This is a genomic window from Levilactobacillus wangkuiensis (genome assembly GCF_016861605.1).
Lineage (GTDB): Bacteria > Bacillota > Bacilli > Lactobacillales > Lactobacillaceae > Levilactobacillus > Levilactobacillus wangkuiensis.
The window spans coordinates 126354-142651 of record NZ_BOLM01000004.1 but is presented as its reverse complement, the minus strand read 5'-3'; the positions used below and the strand labels follow the sequence as shown (position 1 = coordinate 142651).

10 protein-coding genes are annotated in these 16298 nt (G+C 50.9%); 9 read left to right on the top strand and 1 reads right to left on the bottom strand.

Features of this window, described 5'->3' with window-relative positions:
- The first annotated feature begins 2 nt into the window (after positions 1–2).
- The 4 genes from JUF13_RS04150 to JUF13_RS04135 all read left to right on the top strand — a co-directional run bounded on the left by JUF13_RS04150 (position 3) and on the right by JUF13_RS04135 (position 6227).
- Entirely contained in the window at positions 3–1136 is a 1134-nt protein-coding gene (locus JUF13_RS04150) for an exonuclease SbcCD subunit D (RefSeq protein ID WP_203637869.1), read from the top strand.
- Positions 1133–4282, top strand: a complete 3150-nt coding sequence (locus tag JUF13_RS04145) for an AAA family ATPase (RefSeq protein WP_203637868.1) — start codon at positions 1133–1135, stop codon at positions 4280–4282. The genes JUF13_RS04150 and JUF13_RS04145 overlap by 4 nt, the downstream gene beginning before the upstream one ends.
- A 502-nt stretch (positions 4283–4784) precedes the next feature.
- Positions 4785–5768 carry a choloylglycine hydrolase family protein gene (locus tag JUF13_RS04140; protein WP_203637867.1) on the top strand — a complete coding sequence of 328 codons (984 nt, stop codon included), beginning with the start codon at positions 4785–4787 and terminating at the stop codon, positions 5766–5768.
- Positions 5769–5780: 12 nt separating this feature from the next.
- The gene (locus JUF13_RS04135) at positions 5781–6227 is read left to right on the top strand and encodes a GNAT family N-acetyltransferase (RefSeq protein WP_203637866.1); all 447 of its coding nucleotides are present in this window, start codon (positions 5781–5783) and stop codon (positions 6225–6227) included.
- Positions 6228–6296: 69 nt separating this feature from the next.
- On the opposite strand, the gene JUF13_RS04130 is transcribed toward JUF13_RS04135, so the two are convergent.
- The gene (locus tag JUF13_RS04130; protein ID WP_203637865.1) at positions 6297–8546 is read right to left on the bottom strand and encodes a glycoside hydrolase family 3 C-terminal domain-containing protein; all 2250 of its coding nucleotides are present in this window, start codon (positions 8544–8546) and stop codon (positions 6297–6299) included.
- Positions 8547–8990: 444 nt separating this feature from the next.
- Between JUF13_RS04130 and JUF13_RS04125 the strand changes: the two genes are divergently transcribed.
- From JUF13_RS04125 to JUF13_RS04105, 5 genes are all read left to right on the top strand, one after another.
- The gene (locus JUF13_RS04125) at positions 8991–10631 is read left to right on the top strand and encodes a peptide ABC transporter substrate-binding protein (protein WP_203637864.1); all 1641 of its coding nucleotides are present in this window, start codon (positions 8991–8993) and stop codon (positions 10629–10631) included.
- Between the two features lie 707 nt (positions 10632–11338).
- Positions 11339–11887 carry a DNA-3-methyladenine glycosylase I gene (locus tag JUF13_RS04120; protein WP_203637863.1) on the top strand — a complete coding sequence of 183 codons (549 nt, stop codon included), beginning with the start codon at positions 11339–11341 and terminating at the stop codon, positions 11885–11887.
- Between the two features lie 519 nt (positions 11888–12406).
- A complete protein-coding gene (locus tag JUF13_RS04115) occupies positions 12407–13216 on the top strand; it encodes a MetQ/NlpA family ABC transporter substrate-binding protein (RefSeq protein WP_203637862.1) in 810 nt (269 codons plus the stop codon).
- Positions 13217–13637: 421 nt separating this feature from the next.
- A complete protein-coding gene (locus JUF13_RS04110) occupies positions 13638–14702 on the top strand; it encodes a methionine ABC transporter ATP-binding protein (RefSeq protein ID WP_125763489.1) in 1065 nt (354 codons plus the stop codon).
- On the top strand, positions 14703–15386 hold the full coding sequence (locus tag JUF13_RS04105; RefSeq protein WP_125763487.1) for a methionine ABC transporter permease: 684 nt from the start codon (positions 14703–14705) through the stop codon (positions 15384–15386). It abuts the gene before it with no gap.
- Positions 15387–16298 lie beyond the last annotated feature (912 nt).

Sequence of the window (16298 nt, the reverse complement as noted above, 5' to 3'; positions counted from 1 at the left end):
CCATGCGTTTTTTACATACAGCAGATTGGCACATTGGTAAGAAGCTTCACGGATATGATTTGATTCCCGAACAGGAGGACGCGTACCAACAGATCAAGGCGATTGCCAAGCGAGAAAAGGTGGATGCCGTGGTGATTGCGGGAGATTTATACGACCGGGCACTCCCCAGTGAGCCGGCCGTCACGGCGTTGACCAACATGTTGGTTGACCTGAACCGCCATGAAAAACTGCCGTTGTTAGCGATTAGCGGTAATCACGATTCTGGCGTGCGGCTGGGCTACGGCCAAGAGTGGTTTGCCAGCACGGACTTCTTCTTACGGACCCGGTTGGCAGACGCCCTGAAGCCGGTAACACTAAAGGATACCCAATTTTTCTTGTTACCCTACTTTGAACCCGTTCAGGCGCGCCAATTTTTTGACGACGAATCGATTCGAACGGTTAACCAGGCCATGGAACGGCTAGTTGCCGCCATGCAGGAAAAGTTTGATACGACGAAGAAGCATGTGCTGATTGCACATTTCTTTGCGGCGGGTAGCAATCACTCGGATTCAGAGACATTGGTCCAGGTCGGCGGCTTAAATGCTGTGCCCGTGGACATGCTGGCGCCATTTGATTATGTTGCGCTGGGACATTTACACCGGAAGGAAGCCTTGCAGAATGAACCGACCGTTAAATACAGTGGGTCACCCCTGAAATTTTCGACTAGTGAGGCGGCCGACACGAAGGGCGTTTGGATCATTGATACGGATCAGACACCGGTCTCGGTGACCTTTGAGCCGCTGAAACCGTGGCACGACCTGGTAGTTTTGGAAGATAGTTTTACCAATCTGATGGACCGCGACCACCCGTATGCAGTCACGCCAGAAGATTTTGTGGCGGTTAATTTAACGGACACCACACCGATTACCAACGTCATGCAGCGCTTGAAGACGCGGTTCCCCCGGGTAATCGAGCTCAACCGCGTGAACCAGCTCGACGTGACGCCAGATGAATTGGACGTGAAACAAGTTCAACAAGATCCGCTAGCCTTATTGGGGGATTTCTTTGAACAGGTCACCCAACATCCGCTCACGGAGCAGCAACAGGTTTGGGCCCGGCAATCCTTGCAGGCCGCAGAAAAGGAGGGAGACGAATGAGTCCCGTCACTTTACACTTAGAATACTTTGGTCCTTACCGAGATGAAACGGTTGATTTCACGAAATTTTCTGCCACCCCGTTGTTCTTGATCAGTGGGAAGACTGGGAGCGGGAAGACCACCATTTTTGATGGCATGTGCTATGCGCTGTTCAACCAGACCTCTGGCGTCGACCGGGAAGCCAAATCCATGCGTTCCGACTTTGCGACCCACACGGACCAGACGCGGGTCACGTTCACCTTTACGCACCGGAATCGGTCCTATGAAATTGTGCGCGAACCCACGCAGATCTTGGCTAAGAAGCGGGGAACCGGATTGACGGAGGCCGCGGCCAGTGTGACGTTGACCGTCTTTGAGAACGATACGGAAATCACGCAGTTGACGAAAGAAGGTCAGGTTCGCGATTACCTGCAGGAATTGTTGCAGATGGATGGCAAGCAGTTTGCCCAAATTGTCTTACTTCCGCAGGGCCAGTTCCGCCGGTTCCTGATTGCCCCCAGTGAAGATAAGGCAGTGGTCTTGGAACAACTCTTTAATACCACAATCTTTGCGCGGTGGACGGACCGCCTCAAACGCCAGCTCCGGCAAAATGAGGCTGCGAATAAAGAAACGGCGGCAACTCTTGACCGGTTACGGGGTGAGCTGCAATGGACAACTGAAAATAAAGAGAAAGCTGCTAGTTTGCTGGCCAATCAACAAACGACCGAGCTACTCACTTTGATGGCCGAGCAACAAGCCACGACTAAGACCCAACAAACGGCAGTTACCACCCAACTCAAGCAAGCAGACCAATTGCACAGCCAATTGGTCCGACAGGATGAACAAGAATCAGTCTTACTGGCCGACCGTAAGCGACTCGCCGACCGCCAGCAAGAACAACAAGAATTAACCCAACAACAACCGGCCATGCAGGCGCTGAAGCAGCGAATTGCTGAGCTGGACTGGACGCAGCAGATTCAGCCCCAGTGGCAAGACCAAACGCAAGCCCAGCAAACGTTCCAACAGCGGAGACACGCCAGTGAGCAGGCGGCAGCGGCCTTACAGTCGGCTAAGCAAAAGCACCAGGTAGCCGTCGCTGAACAACAAAAGCAGCAATCGCTGGTTAAAAAAATCAAGCAAGAAAATGATCAGTTGGCCCAACAACAGGAACTTATTCCGGTCTACCAACACGTGGCTGAATTGACCCAACAAGCGCAGTTGGCAGCAGAGCAGGTTGACCAGACACAGGCGCGCCTCAAGGAAGTCCGAACCGCCGTCGCTGAAAATAAAACGGCTCAGCAGGCTCAGCAACAGGTGTTGGACCAACAACCGGCTATTTTCGACCGGCAAAATCAGCTCACACAGCGTGACGCTCAGTTGCAGGCGAGCGAAAAGCAATTGGCAACCGTGCAGCAGGCTGACCACCAACTCACAACCAGTCAGCAAAAGGTGATTAGTTTAAAGACGCAGGCGCAGTCGGCCCAGACAGCTGCTAAGGAAAAGCGAACGGCCGCTGATGCCAGCTACCAAGCCTTCTTACGGAGCCAAATTGCCGAGCTGAGTGCACAATTGACTGAGGGGTCACCTTGTCCGGTCTGTGGGTCGGAACATCATCCCCACCCAGCTGCCACCACGACGGCAACCACGGTGTCAGAAGATGCCGTCAAGGAGATTCAAGCGCAAGCGGACCGGTTAGAAAAGCAGGCCAGTGAGGTCGCCGCTCAACTAGCCAGTTGGCAACAGCGCGTCACGGAACAAGCAGCAACTCAGGCCATCCAATTGGCTGAGCTGCAAGCGGCCTTGGAACAACCAACGATGACCACGCTAGCCGAACTGACCCAGCAACAACATTCAGCCCAACAGGCCTATCAGCAGGCAAAGACTAAGAACGAACAAGAGCGACAAAACTTACATCGAGCTCAACAACAAATGAAGGCGTTGACCACAGCGGCGACCACCTTGCAGACGCAGGTGCAGATGGCTGAGCAAGCTGTGCATGACCAACAAACGCAGCAGGCTAAGCTGAGTGCTGAACTGGCAACAGAGACGAAGCGGTTACCGGATCAGGCGCCAACGCTGGCGACATTTATGCAACAGCTCACTGATTTACGGACCCAAGTGAAGGCCGACCAGCAGACCTTGGATACGGTGAACACGGCTGTTCAACAGGCAGAAAATCAAGTGGCTGTGGCCAAATCCCGTATGACGCAGGCTGAAGAGGAAGTCCAGACCAGTCAAGAAAGACTGACCCAGGCTCAGACAGTCGTAGCAAAGCTTTTGACGGCACATTTCGGCGCAACTGATGAGTCCGTGGTCGAACAGGTCCAGACAGCCCTAGCGGAAGTCGGGTCGTTAGCGACTAAGCGGCAAACACTGGCCGATTTTGACAAACGTCAGGACAGCCTAGCCGCGACCATTGCCGACCTGGTTGCCCGCACGAAGGACCAGCCAACACCAGACCGGGAGAAGACGCAGGCCGCGTTGGCACAGGCTAAGACCCAGATGACGGACCTTCAGGAACAGCAACGACAGTTACAAAATCTCTTTGAATTTAACACCACGCATACCCAACAATTACAGACACAGGTGGATAAGCAGGCTGCGGCCATGCAAACGACGCAGGAGTTGACCGAGCTCAGTGGCGTGGTCAACGGGGATGGTCCCAACAGTAAGCTAGGCCTGGAACGATACGTCCTACAAACGTATCTGCGTCAAATCTTACAAGTCGGTAATCATCGCTTAAAGCAATTAACTAACGGGCGGTATCAATTCGTGATCGATGAATCCCAGGCGAACTCCAAGAAGCGGTCCGGCCTAGAAATCAACGTCTATGACGATCACGTGGGTGAGCAACGGAGCGTGCACACACTTTCGGGTGGTGAAAGCTTTATTGCCTCGTTAGCATTGGCTCTGGCTCTGGGCGAAGTTATCCAGCAGACCACGGGGAGTGTCGACGTCGATGCCCTGTTCATTGATGAAGGCTTTGGGTCATTGGATGAAGATGCTTTAATGACGGCGCTGGAATCGTTGGAAACGATTGAGGGGAAGCACCGCATGATTGGCATTATCAGCCACGTGAGTGAACTCCGTGATCAAGTTGAAAACCAATTACAAGTGATTGCCAACGGCAACGGAGAGAGTACGATTCGGTATCACGCCGCGGAATAATAGTTTTTTCCAGACAAAAGGGGTCTTGGACTGCTTGTTATCCAAGACCCCTTTTTGCCGAGTCACAGGAGAATAGTTGAAGAGGTGACGCAACGTGCCGCCGAGATGCTGCTAGCGTGCTTAACTTAGCCAGCACCTTACAAGAACGACACACTCAATACGAGTTCCCAGAAAACTGGAATGGCATTTCCCCTAGGCTGGGTTACATGACAAATCTATTCTCTGGGGCAACCCTAACAGTAACTGGATTCAATAGAAAGCTAATGGCTAGTTGGCGGGTAAAAACAGGGACGTTAAGCCGTTCAGCTTATTAAGTTGCCCTAACTTTGCGGGTGAATCATCCGTGAGCCAGACAATTGGTGGCGTAAATGGTTAATGAACGCCAAATGAAGTTTTTTAACAAATTAGCATAATTGGTTATAGTTTTAACGATTATCCGTGCAATACGGATTTTGATGGTTTAGAATAATGGGTAACTATATTAGAAACGGGATGATTTTTAATGTGTACGAGTTTGACCTATGAGAACAGTCGGGGCGACCAATTTTTAGCCCGGACCATGGATTTTGCGTTTGAACTGGGTGGCCAACCTATCTTTATGCCGCGGAACCAACAGATTCAAGGGGATGCGGGGACCTTCACCACGAAGTATGGCTTCGTCGGGGCCGGCCGGAACCTGAGCCACTACATTTTTGTTGATGGCGTGAATGAATATGGTCTTGGGGCAGCCGCGCTGTACTTTTCACAATACGCGAAGTACGAAGCAAGTGCACCAGCCGACAAGTTGGGCTTAGCGCCACATGACGTGACGGCCTGGGCTTTGGGCAATGCCAAGAGTGTGGCTGACCTGCGTGAATTGGTTAAGCACATTCAACTCTTGGACATCCCGGTTGCTTTGCTTGGCATCACGGCACCGTTGCACTTTATTTTTAGTGATCCAACGGGGGCGACCGCTGTGCTCGAAGCCACCAGTCATGATATCCATTTGATTGATGATCCGGTCGGGGTCATGGCCAACTCACCACAATTGAGCTGGCATTTACAAAACCTCAGCACTTACGGCACGCTGCAAGCTGCCGATGTGCCTTTGCATGATTATGAAGGCTTTGAGTTGGCCACCCAGGGTCCTGGGACTGGCGCATTGGGCCTTCCCGGCGACTACACGTCACCATCCCGCTTTGTCCGGACGGTTTACAACAAGCATTTCAGCGTTAAGACGGACGATACGCCGACGACGCTGAACCTCTTACAACACCTATTAGACAGCGTCACGATTCCTAAGGGAGTTAAGCTAAAGGCTGACGGGAACAGCGACTACACGCAATACCGGGCCTATGCCAACCTAACTGAGCGTTCTTACTTCATGGAACCTTATGATAACTTGGAATTGCAAGGCGTTAAAATGACTGACGAAATGCTAAACGACTGGGATACGCCCGTGGAATACCCACTGGACCACCAACCACACATTAGTGCGTTGAACTAGGAGCTGAATTAAATGGGTTTTAGTCAAAAAAGTTTTGCTGAACTAACGACCACGGAACTCTTCCGTATTTACCAGTTACGGGTGGCGGTTTTTGTGGTGGAACAAGACTGTGTCTATCAGGAAGTCGACGATGATGATCTGATTGCACAACACTTGTTCCGGACAGACGATGCGGGTCGGGTGTTAGCCTACGCACGGTTAATTCCGGAACCCAATCAGGTCCGCATTGGCCGGGTCCTCGTTGCCGCTTCGGCACGGAAGCATGGCGCCGGTCGCGAATTGGTGGCGGCCGCCATTGCTGCTGCTAAAGAGACCTATCCGCAGGCCCAACAGATCGTGATTCAGGCTCAAGCCTACTTGCAAAAGTTTTACGCCTCGTTTGGGTTTACACCAACCAGCGAGGTTTACCTGGAAACGGGAATTCCCCACTTGGATATGGTTTTGCCACTGGATCGTTAAGCGAAATGAAAAAGGCGAGGTTCCAACGTTGTTTAAAACGTTGGGACCTCGTCTATTTTTGTGTCATGCTTACCGTTTGTTGGCGGCGTTAATGAAATCGTGAATCAAATCAGCCGGACCGCCGAGCGCAATCACCGCCCGCAGTGGCATGTTCAGGAACATTTGATCTTGGAGTAAGGCAACGTTGCCATGCTCGTCGGTCGTCGCTAAGAAGTTGTTAGCGCTGGCGTGTTCTGGTGCCAGGACCGTGTCCTTGAAAATTTGTTGCAGACGCGGATCTCTGACAATCGTGGATAGGTAAGTTTCGGCTGTCACGGGGGCAGGAGAATTCTTGAAGTCCATGGTCAACTTGGTTTGTAACCGGATGTCCCGTGAGGAATCGCCGACCATTAACTCATAGTCGCCGGAATCGGCTTGCCAGCGAGATTTGCCTTCGCACCACCAGCTAAAGTCACGCCGGTTGAGCCTTAAGGTCACGGCCTTGGTTTCGCCAGGGGCCACGGCGACCTTGGTGAAGGCGCGTAGTTCCTTGGTTGGCATTGGGACGTGTGAGGCGTGGTTGGCCACGTAGAGTTGTGGCACGGCCTGACCGGCGCGGTCGCCCGTGTTGGTCAGGTCAAAGGTGATGGTCGCGCCGTGTTCGTTCTCGTCGACGGCCAGATTGGTGTATTCAAAGGTTGTGTAGCTGAGACCATGACCGAATGGGAAGAGCACGTGCATTTCGTGAGTATCGTAGTAACGGTAGCCCATGAACATGCCTTCCGTGTAATATTCGTGATGCGGGTCCTGCCCAAACGTTGGGGCCATTGGGGTATCGGTCAAACGCTGGGGGAAGGTCTCGGCCAAGTGACCGGACGGGTTGACCGCACCGGTGATGATATCCCAGGTGGCTTCACCGACCGCTTCACCGGCCAAATAAGTTTCAACAACGGCGTCGACGCCATGAATCCAAGGCATTTCGACCGCGGAGCCATTTTGGAGCACGACCGTGACGTGGTCGTTGATCTTCGACAGGCGGCCAATCAGTTCGCCTTGGTTTTCGGGGAGCATCAGGGAGGTCTTATCAAAGCCTTCCGATTCCGTATTTTCAGGGTAGCCGGCGAAAATGATGACATGATCGGCGTCCTTGGCGGCAGTGAGGGCAGCTTCGACCAAGCTGTCGTCCGTTTCGCTCTGATCCAACCGGTAACCGGGGTAGTAGTTGGCCTCGAGGTCGCTGTCTTGCAGAGCAGCTAATGGCGTGGTCAACTTCGTCGGGTTGACGTGGGAGCTGCCGGAACCTTGGTAGCGTGGTTGATCGGCCAGTTCACCAATGACGACTACCTTGCCAGCGGTTTTGGGATCAAGTGGCAGTTCAGCGTGACGGTTCTTCAAGAGCACGATGCCATCATCGGCCAACTTGCGAGCAAATTGGTGATGGGCCGCGTGGTCATAGGTGCTGGCATGGTCGGCAGGCAACCAATTATCAATGATGTGCAGCAGGTGCCGGACCGCCTTGTTCAGCGTCCCTTCGTCCAGCTCGCCGGTTTCGACGGCCCGGATAATGTTGTTCACGGAAGCTTGGCCCTGACCTGGCATTTCCAAATCAAGCCCGGCGCGTAAGGCCTGGACGTTATCAGCGACGGCGCCCCAGTCGGACATGACTGCGCCATGGAAGCCCCATTCGTCGCGCAAGATGCTCCGGAGCAGGCGACGGTTTTGAGAATTCAACGTGCCATTAATTTTGTTATAAGAGGTCATCATCGTGGCTGGGTAAGCGGCCTTGACGATGATTTCAAACGTGCGTAAATAAAGTTCGCGCAGCGTCCGTTGGTCCATGTCGCTGGAGGCCGTGAACCGTTGATTTTCGCGGTTGTTGGCGGCAAAATGTTTAACGGCCACACCAACGTGTTTGGATTGCACCCCTTGAACGTAGGCGCTGCCTAGTTCGCCGGCCACCAAAGGGTCTTCTGAAAGGTATTCGAAGTTACGCCCACCCAAGGGAGAACGCTTCAAGTTGACGCCGGGTCCCAGCAACAGACTGACTTGTTCCGCGCGGGCCTCGTCACCCAGGTGTTCACCCAGTTGGTGCATCAGATCACGATTCCAGGAGCTCGCACTCAGCGCGGCAGCCGGATAAGTAATGGCTTGAACCGAGTCGTTAATGTTCGTGTTACCCGAATCGGCGGTCTGTTTCCGTAAGCCGGAAGGGCCGTCCGTCATCATGAGGGCGGGGATGCCCAGCCGGTCAATAGCGGCCGTGTACCAACTATTTTTTCCTGAAACCAGAGCGGCCTTCTCCGGTAACGTTAGTTCAGCAAGCATACGTTCGATGTCCATACGTTCAAATCCTTTCTACTAGTCAAACTTATTTTAAGTATACCTTTTTCCACCACGGAATGTTACCCGCCGTATTTGAAATCTGTTGGCCGACGATTTTAACCTTTGACAAACGCTGAGGAAGAGGGTATCTTAGGTCTTGTACAATCCAATTAATTACAAAAAATAAGTTAAGGAGGAAAATCACGATGTTGAAGAACGCCGCTCAAGTTAAATCACTGCTTGCCGCATGTTGCGAATGTAACGTGTCTTTTTGCGCTACCTCAATTCGTGATTTTCCGGCTAAACCGTAGTAGTACATAGCGCCGACCTAGGTTGGCAGTGTCGAACGGGTTACCGCTTTCACGAGTTAAGTGAAGGCGGTAGCCCGTTTTTTCTGTTTTCAAATCATAATTTTGCGGATTGTACACCACAAAAATTTGAGGAAAAGGGAGCAAACTTCTTATGAAAAAATGGACTGGGATTGGGTTAGTCGCAGCAGTATTGGCAATTGGTATGGGGTTAGCTGCCTGTGGCCAAACTGCGGCAACGTCCAAGCCACAACAAGTTTTGCGGTTACCAGCGACGGCCGCGCTCGACACCATCGACCTCGCCAAGGCCACCGGTTATGGCCAGACGGGGAACGTTTTTGAAAGTTTTTATCGGTTAGGCAAAGACGGTCAGGTTGCACCAGGGTTGGCAGATTCAGCAAAAATGTCAAAGGATAAGAAAACGTGGACGTTCCACATTCGCGACAACGCAAAGTGGAGCAACGGCGACAAGATTACGGCCCAAGACTTCGTTTATTCTTGGCGGCGGACGTTAACGCCATCCACCAAGTCTTCGTACATGACGATGTTTTCTGGAATCAAAAATGGGGACAAGATTATCGCCGGTAAGGCTAAGCCCAGCACCATCGGGATTCACGCCAAGAACCAACAGACGGTGGTCATCAAGCTGGATAAGCCTATTGCTTACTTTAAAATTTTAATGGCTTACCCGTTATTCGCCCCACAAAATAAAAAGGTTATCGACAAATACGGCAAGAAGTATGCCACCAAGTCCGAGTACATGGTCTACAGCGGCCCCTTCAAGATTCAGGGCTGGAACGGGACGGGCAACACCTGGTCCTTTGTGAAGAATAATCAGTACTGGGATAAAAAGGTCGTTAAGCTCCAAAAGATTAATTATCAAGTTGTGACGAATCCCCAAACGGGTCTGAGTTTGTACCAGAACAAGAAACTCGATTTCGCACAGTTATCCAATGAGCAAGTTAAGAACTACAAGAATGACAAAGAATTCCAGCAATATCCTTATTCCATCGTGATTCATTTGAAATACAACTTCCAAGATGCTGACAAGGCTAAGCGGCGGATTATGAGCAATCAAAATATTCGTCAGGCCATTGCTTTATCTATCAACCGCAGTCAGCTGACCAAGAAGGTGCTGGGGGATGGTTCCGTGACGCCAACCGGCTTTGTTGCCAGTGGCTTAGCGCGTGATCCTAAGAGCGGCAAGGACTTTGCCAGCCAGCAGAAGGTCAAGAACACGACGACGTACAACCCAACTTTGGCCAAGAAGAAGTGGGCGGCTGGACTGAAACAACTTGGCATCAAGAAAGTTAACCTGAGTATCATGGCCGGTAACGATGACGTGGCGGCCAGCACCGTGACCCAATACTTAAAGGGTGCGCTGGAAAAGAATCTGAAGGGCTTTGACCTGAAAATTCAAAACGTGCCGGCTTCCGTGGCGCAATCTCGTTCGACCAATGGCGATTTTGACCTCTACCTGTCGCACTGGGGGGCCGACTTCAACGATCCGATTTCCTTCCTGCAGATTCCGGTCAGCTCGAACTCACTGAACTACGGCAAGTGGTCCAACAAACAATACGATGCACTGATCGACAAGGCCCAGAACCAAGATGCCGGTAACGATGAGGCACGTTGGCAAGACATGGTTCAGGCAGCCAAGCTGGTGAACAAGACGCAGAGCTTCACGCCTTTGTACCAGGCGAACTACGCTTATCTGACACGGTCCGATGTTAAGGGGATTATTCACAATACGGCGGGCACCCAGTGGAGCTACAAATACGCTTATATCAAATAACGGTTTTGACTGATCTTTGGGTCGCCTTACCGGTCAGTCAAAATAGGCTGGAACGCTAGGGGGAGGACGCCCCGAGCCAAAGAGCGGTCTCGGGACTTGCTTTGAGCCTCTAAGGAACGAGTCTCAAAGTCACCATTTTCTAAGAAGAACCCTTAGAAAATCCCCTGGCTGAGCCTATTTTGACTGACCTCACGGCTGAGATTGGTTCAAATCGTTAGTTGATGGCTTCTTCTATGACATTGCTTGTATCTATTCAGTATGGATAGTGTCAAATATTTCATAGTCAAGAGTCAGTGGATACTATTGACGTCAGATATTGCGTAATCAAATTTTGGATACAACTGCTATTTTCCAATCATCTGGAAAGAACCAAGCCGCTGATCCTTCTCGAGACTGACTTAGGTGGGCTAATGTCAGTGAGTGGGGACAGTGAACTGGTTACAGCAGCTTTCAATAAATCCGGTTTTGCTAGACCAAACGCTAGCGGAACCGGATTTTTTGTGACCTGAGTGGGCCAATGACAATGATTAGCTTTCAAATTATGCCGGTTCATGGTATGATGATTCTCGTAGACATGTACCCATGGTCGGGTACTTTCGAAAATCCTGGCAATTCGCGTTGTTGGGTAATGGCTCTCGGATTGTAAAATCCGGGAGCTTTTTTGTGTTTTTTGCATGGTATCATAGAAGTTAAAAGGGGATGGCGACATGGCGATTGGACCGGATGATGGACACGTTTGGGATAGCGACGGGACCCAGGAGTATCAAGCGTATTTTGGCACGCCTACCCATGATGACCACGTGTTGTATGAGCTCCTGACGGTTGGCGTCTTTCAGGTTGGCCTGAGTTGGCAGGCGGCCGCCAGCAAGTTGCCCGTTTATCGGCGGCTGTTTGCGGGGATGGACCCACAGCGAGTGGCCGGCTTTGAGGATGAACTCGACGGCGAACGGATTGCCAATGACTCGGCAATGATCAGCAACGGTCGAAAAATTCGGGCGACCATTCACAATGCGCGGGCCATCATACAAGTGCAACGGGAGTTTGGCAGTTTCAGTGCCTACCTCTGGGAGTTTGTGAACGGTACGCCATTGTTATTGCCAGCGGTGACTCGGGATTTATTGACCAATCAATCGGGTATCGGCAGCGCAGTCGCTAAGGATTTAAAACGCCGCGGATTTAGCTTTGTCGGTCCGGTCGTGACGCACATGTTTTTGCTAGCTGCGGGCCTCTTGCGTGAGCAAATTATTGACGGTTAAGTGAAATTTAGGTGAGAAATTTATTTAGTCCGCAACCGGTTTCTACCAGACACCGATTAGGGAATCCCGGTACCATGCGGTTCGTTATGAATAAATTTATATCAACTTTATCTTGACACCCAATTAAAGTTGCATTAGACTTACAGATAAATTAAGCGATTGAAAAAACAATGTGATCAGGAGAGTAACCACCGTTAATGGTTTCAAGAGAGCTCGCGATTTGCTGAAAGCGGGTAACCCACGGCGGGGTGAAGATGGCCTGAAATGAATTGGTATCACTGAGTCCTTGCGATGAGGTGGTAATGTCCGGCACTCATTATCGTGCACGCACTTCAAGGCGTAAGCTGGCGAGTGTTAATGAGGAGCCGGGTGTCTTTAACCTGACTTGAATTAGAATGGTACCACGACAAAGTTCGTTTCTATTAATTTAGGAGCGGACTTTTTCTTTTGGTCGCATTTTCAATCGTGGCGTTTATCTTATGAGGATAATAGTTTAAAAAACAAAGGGGATTACTGAGTATGAAGAAATCATTTAAGCATTTTAGTTGGCTCTTATTATTGTTGATTCCACTTTTAATTGTTTCCGGCTGTGGCAAGTCTAGCAGCAGCAACAAGACGGTCAAGGTTGGAATCATGGGTTCCGATGAAAAAATTTGGAAACCTATCCAAACGAAGTTAAAGAAGGACGGCATCAACATCAAGTTGGTCACCTTCACCGATTACAACCAGCCCAACGCTGCGTTGACGAACCACGAAATTGATTTGAACTCGTTCCAACACACGTTCTTCATGGATCAATGGAACAAGGCGCACAAGACGGACATCGTTTCTATCGGTAAGACCGTCCGCGCACCACTACGGTTGTACTCCAAGAAGGTCAAGAGCGTTTCAGCCATCAAGAAGGGTGACCAAATCACCATTCCTAATGACTCCACTAACGAAGGCCGGGCCTTACATCTACTGCAATCCGCTGGCTTGATCAAGGTGGATTCCAAGGTTAAATTACCAACACCTAAGAACATCACCCAAAACAAGTTGAACTTGAAGATTACTGCCGTTGATGCTGCCCAAACGCCACGGTCATTGACCGACGCCACTGGTGCCGTTATCAACAACGAATTCGCTGCCGAAGCTAAGCTGCCAAACAACGAAACCATCTTCAAGGAAAAGATCAACAAGGCTTCCATTCCTTACATCAACATCATCGCCACCAACAAGTCTGACAAGAACAACAAGACCTACAAGAAGATTGTGAAGGCTTACCAGACCGAAGCAACGAAGAAGTTGTTGAAGAAGTATTACCACGGCCTGACTATCCCAGCTTGGTAATATTGGATTAACTTATACCGCCGGCTCACGTTTATTGGGAGGCGGCGGTTAAGTTATTGAAAGGATATAGTGATGGTGAGGACACCGAAGTTACTAATTGGTTAACTGACTATCATCCTGGAAGACAGTTTAAAATGGTGGTCAATGTGAGTGACCAGCTGTGTCGGTGGTCTTAACTGAGTGATTTTCTCAGTTTAGAGCACGGGACGACCTGGGAGACTGGGATTTTTCCAGGCTTTCAGGCGAGGTGGCAGACCGGTTCTCAGGCTGGCACCGTTCCCCACAGCAGGGCACCTTGAGCCCGCCGCCGGGAACGGCAAGTCAGCCACCATTTTAAACTGTCTGGAAGGCGAAACAAATATTCGTTTAAACATATTAATGAAGAAACTGCCGGCATTGGCGAGTAAGGAGAATGAAGTCTGTGACTAACGAAGCGATTATTCAGTTAAAAGATATCGACGTGACCTTCCATAATAAGGGTCAAACCGTGACCGCCGTCAAAAATGTTTCATTGACGGTCAACCGCGGGGACATCTATGGGGTCGTCGGGTATTCCGGCGCCGGGAAGAGCACGTTGGTGCGGGTCATTAACCGCCTTCAACGGCCAACAGCCGGTTCTGTCGAGGTTAATGGTCAAGACATTTTGGCACTCAAGCCCAAGGAACTCCGGGTTGCCCGGACGAAAATTGGGATGATTTTTCAACACTTTAATTTGATGGCATCCCGGACGATTGCCGACAACGTGGGCTACCCCTTAAAGGGTGGCGAGTTGTCCCATGAGGAACGCCAACAAAAAGTGGCCCATCTTTTGGACCTAGTTGGCTTGACGGAAAAGGCTGAGGATTACCCAGCGCAACTATCCGGTGGGCAAAAGCAGCGGGTCGCCATTGCGCGGGCCCTGGCCAACGACCCCGAAATCCTGATCAGTGACGAAGCGACGAGTGCCTTGGACCCCAAGACCACTTCATCCATTTTGGAATTGTTGAAGCGGTTGAACCGGCAATTAGGCCTGACTGTGGTCCTCATCACCCACGAAATGGAAGCCGTGAAGGAAATCTGTAACAAGGTGGCCGTCATGGATGATGGTGAAATCATTGAACGCGGTGACCTGGTCAGCATCTTTAGCCGTCCCGAAAAGCCATTGACGCAGGACTTCATTAATACCGCTACGCAGATCAATCAAGCCCTTGAAAAAATTTACAAACAGGCGCGGACCCTGGGCCTGGACGACCATCAACAGTTGGTTCAACTCCAATACGTAGGTGCCAGCACCGATGCACCACTGATTACCGACCTGTACAAGCGGTACGGGGTGGTTTCCAATATCCTTTACGGGAACGTGGAAATTCTCCAAGACACGCCGCTGGGGAACCTGATTGTTGTCATGACCGGGGATCCCGACAAGCTGCAGGCCGCTTGGCAGTACTGTCAGGACGCCGGCATCACCATTACACACTTAAAACCAACAGATCCGGAGGTGGCCTAAATGACTTGGTTTGCAAAATATTTTCCGAATGCTGTGACCATGAAGAGTGATTTTCTTCAGGCCACCGGTGAAACACTGTACATGACGTTCTTCACCGCCATTGTGGCGGGGATTTTAGGGATGGCCATTGGGGTTGGCTTGATTGTGACCCAACCCGGCGGTATCCTGGAAAATCGGATTGTTTATAACATTCTCGATAAGATCGTTAACCTGTGCCGGTCAATTCCGTTCGTAATCTTACTGGCCGTCATTGCACCACTGACCCGGTTGATTGTGGGAACCGCTATCGGGACCACCGCCGCCATCGTGCCACTGGTGATTGGGTCTGCGCCATTCTACGCGCGGCAGATTCAAAACGCCCTGTCCGAAGTTGACCGTGGGGTGATTGAGGCCGCTGAATCAGTTGGTTCCGGTCCTATCGCCATTATTTTCCGCGTCTACCTCAGAGAAGGGTTGCCGGATATCATCCGCTCGTCCGTTCTTACGTTGATCAGTCTGATTGACCTGACTGCCATGGCCGGTGCCATCGGTGGTGGGGGCTTAGGGAATTTAGCCATCAATGTCGGGTACAGCCGTTTTGAAAGTGACGTCACGATTCTGGCAATGTTGATCATTCTGGTGATTGTGTTTGCTATCCAGCTTCTCGGCGACCTCTGGGCCCGTAAAGTCGACCACACCGCTTAGAAATGGTGGATAACCGCGCCTTACCGGTCGGCGAAAATTGGCCGGAACGCGGTGGGGAGGACGCCCGAAGCCTGAGAAGCGGTCTTCGAGCTCGCTTTGAACCTCAAAGAACGAGTTTCAAAGTCGCCATTCTACGAGAAAAGTCCTCGCAGAATCCCACGGCTGAGCCAATTTTCGCCGACCTCACGGCTGATACTGGTTGTTAGCTGCGTGGTCAACTTTACTGGCAGGTATTGGGTTATAACTAGTTGTTAAATTTTAAATTGAAAGGCAAAATTGCTTCGTCAGTTTGGGCGCGGTGATTTTGCCTTTTTTGCTGGAATTTTGGGTGCCTCATGCAATTGGTCAGACCTGGTTAGTGACCAATTGAGTTGGAAGTGGTAAGCTAATTTAGTTCGTTTGCTGTTCATGGGGATGTCGGGAGACACTTGCACGAACAGCGAACGATTGGGCAACCAGGAAGTTGGGCTGGTTGACTGGTATGCGGGCGGTTGACCTGCTTCGTCATATAACAAAATAAATTTTTGAAGACGGTGATATTTGCCTATTTTTGCCGCCAAATTCTAATGGTTTTCCGGTAAAATGTAAAAATTATGTCACGACTCGTATTAATCGTGTCGGTTAAAAACTAATTGAAAAAGATAAGTGACTGGGAGAACTAGTGGGTCAGTATGTAACCAGCTAAATGGCTGTGTGACAGTAAGCTCGGTATTGATAGTGTAGGCATGGTGAAAATAGTTGAACTGTGTCAGTGACCAGAGGTGGGGCAAGGTGACCAGCTGTGTCGGTGGTCTTAACTGAGCGATTTTCTCAGTTTAGAGCACGGGACGACCTTGGAGACTGGTGACTTTCCAGGCTTCGAGGCGAGGTGGAAGCCCGTTCCTCAGGCTGGAACCGTTCCCCACAGCAGGA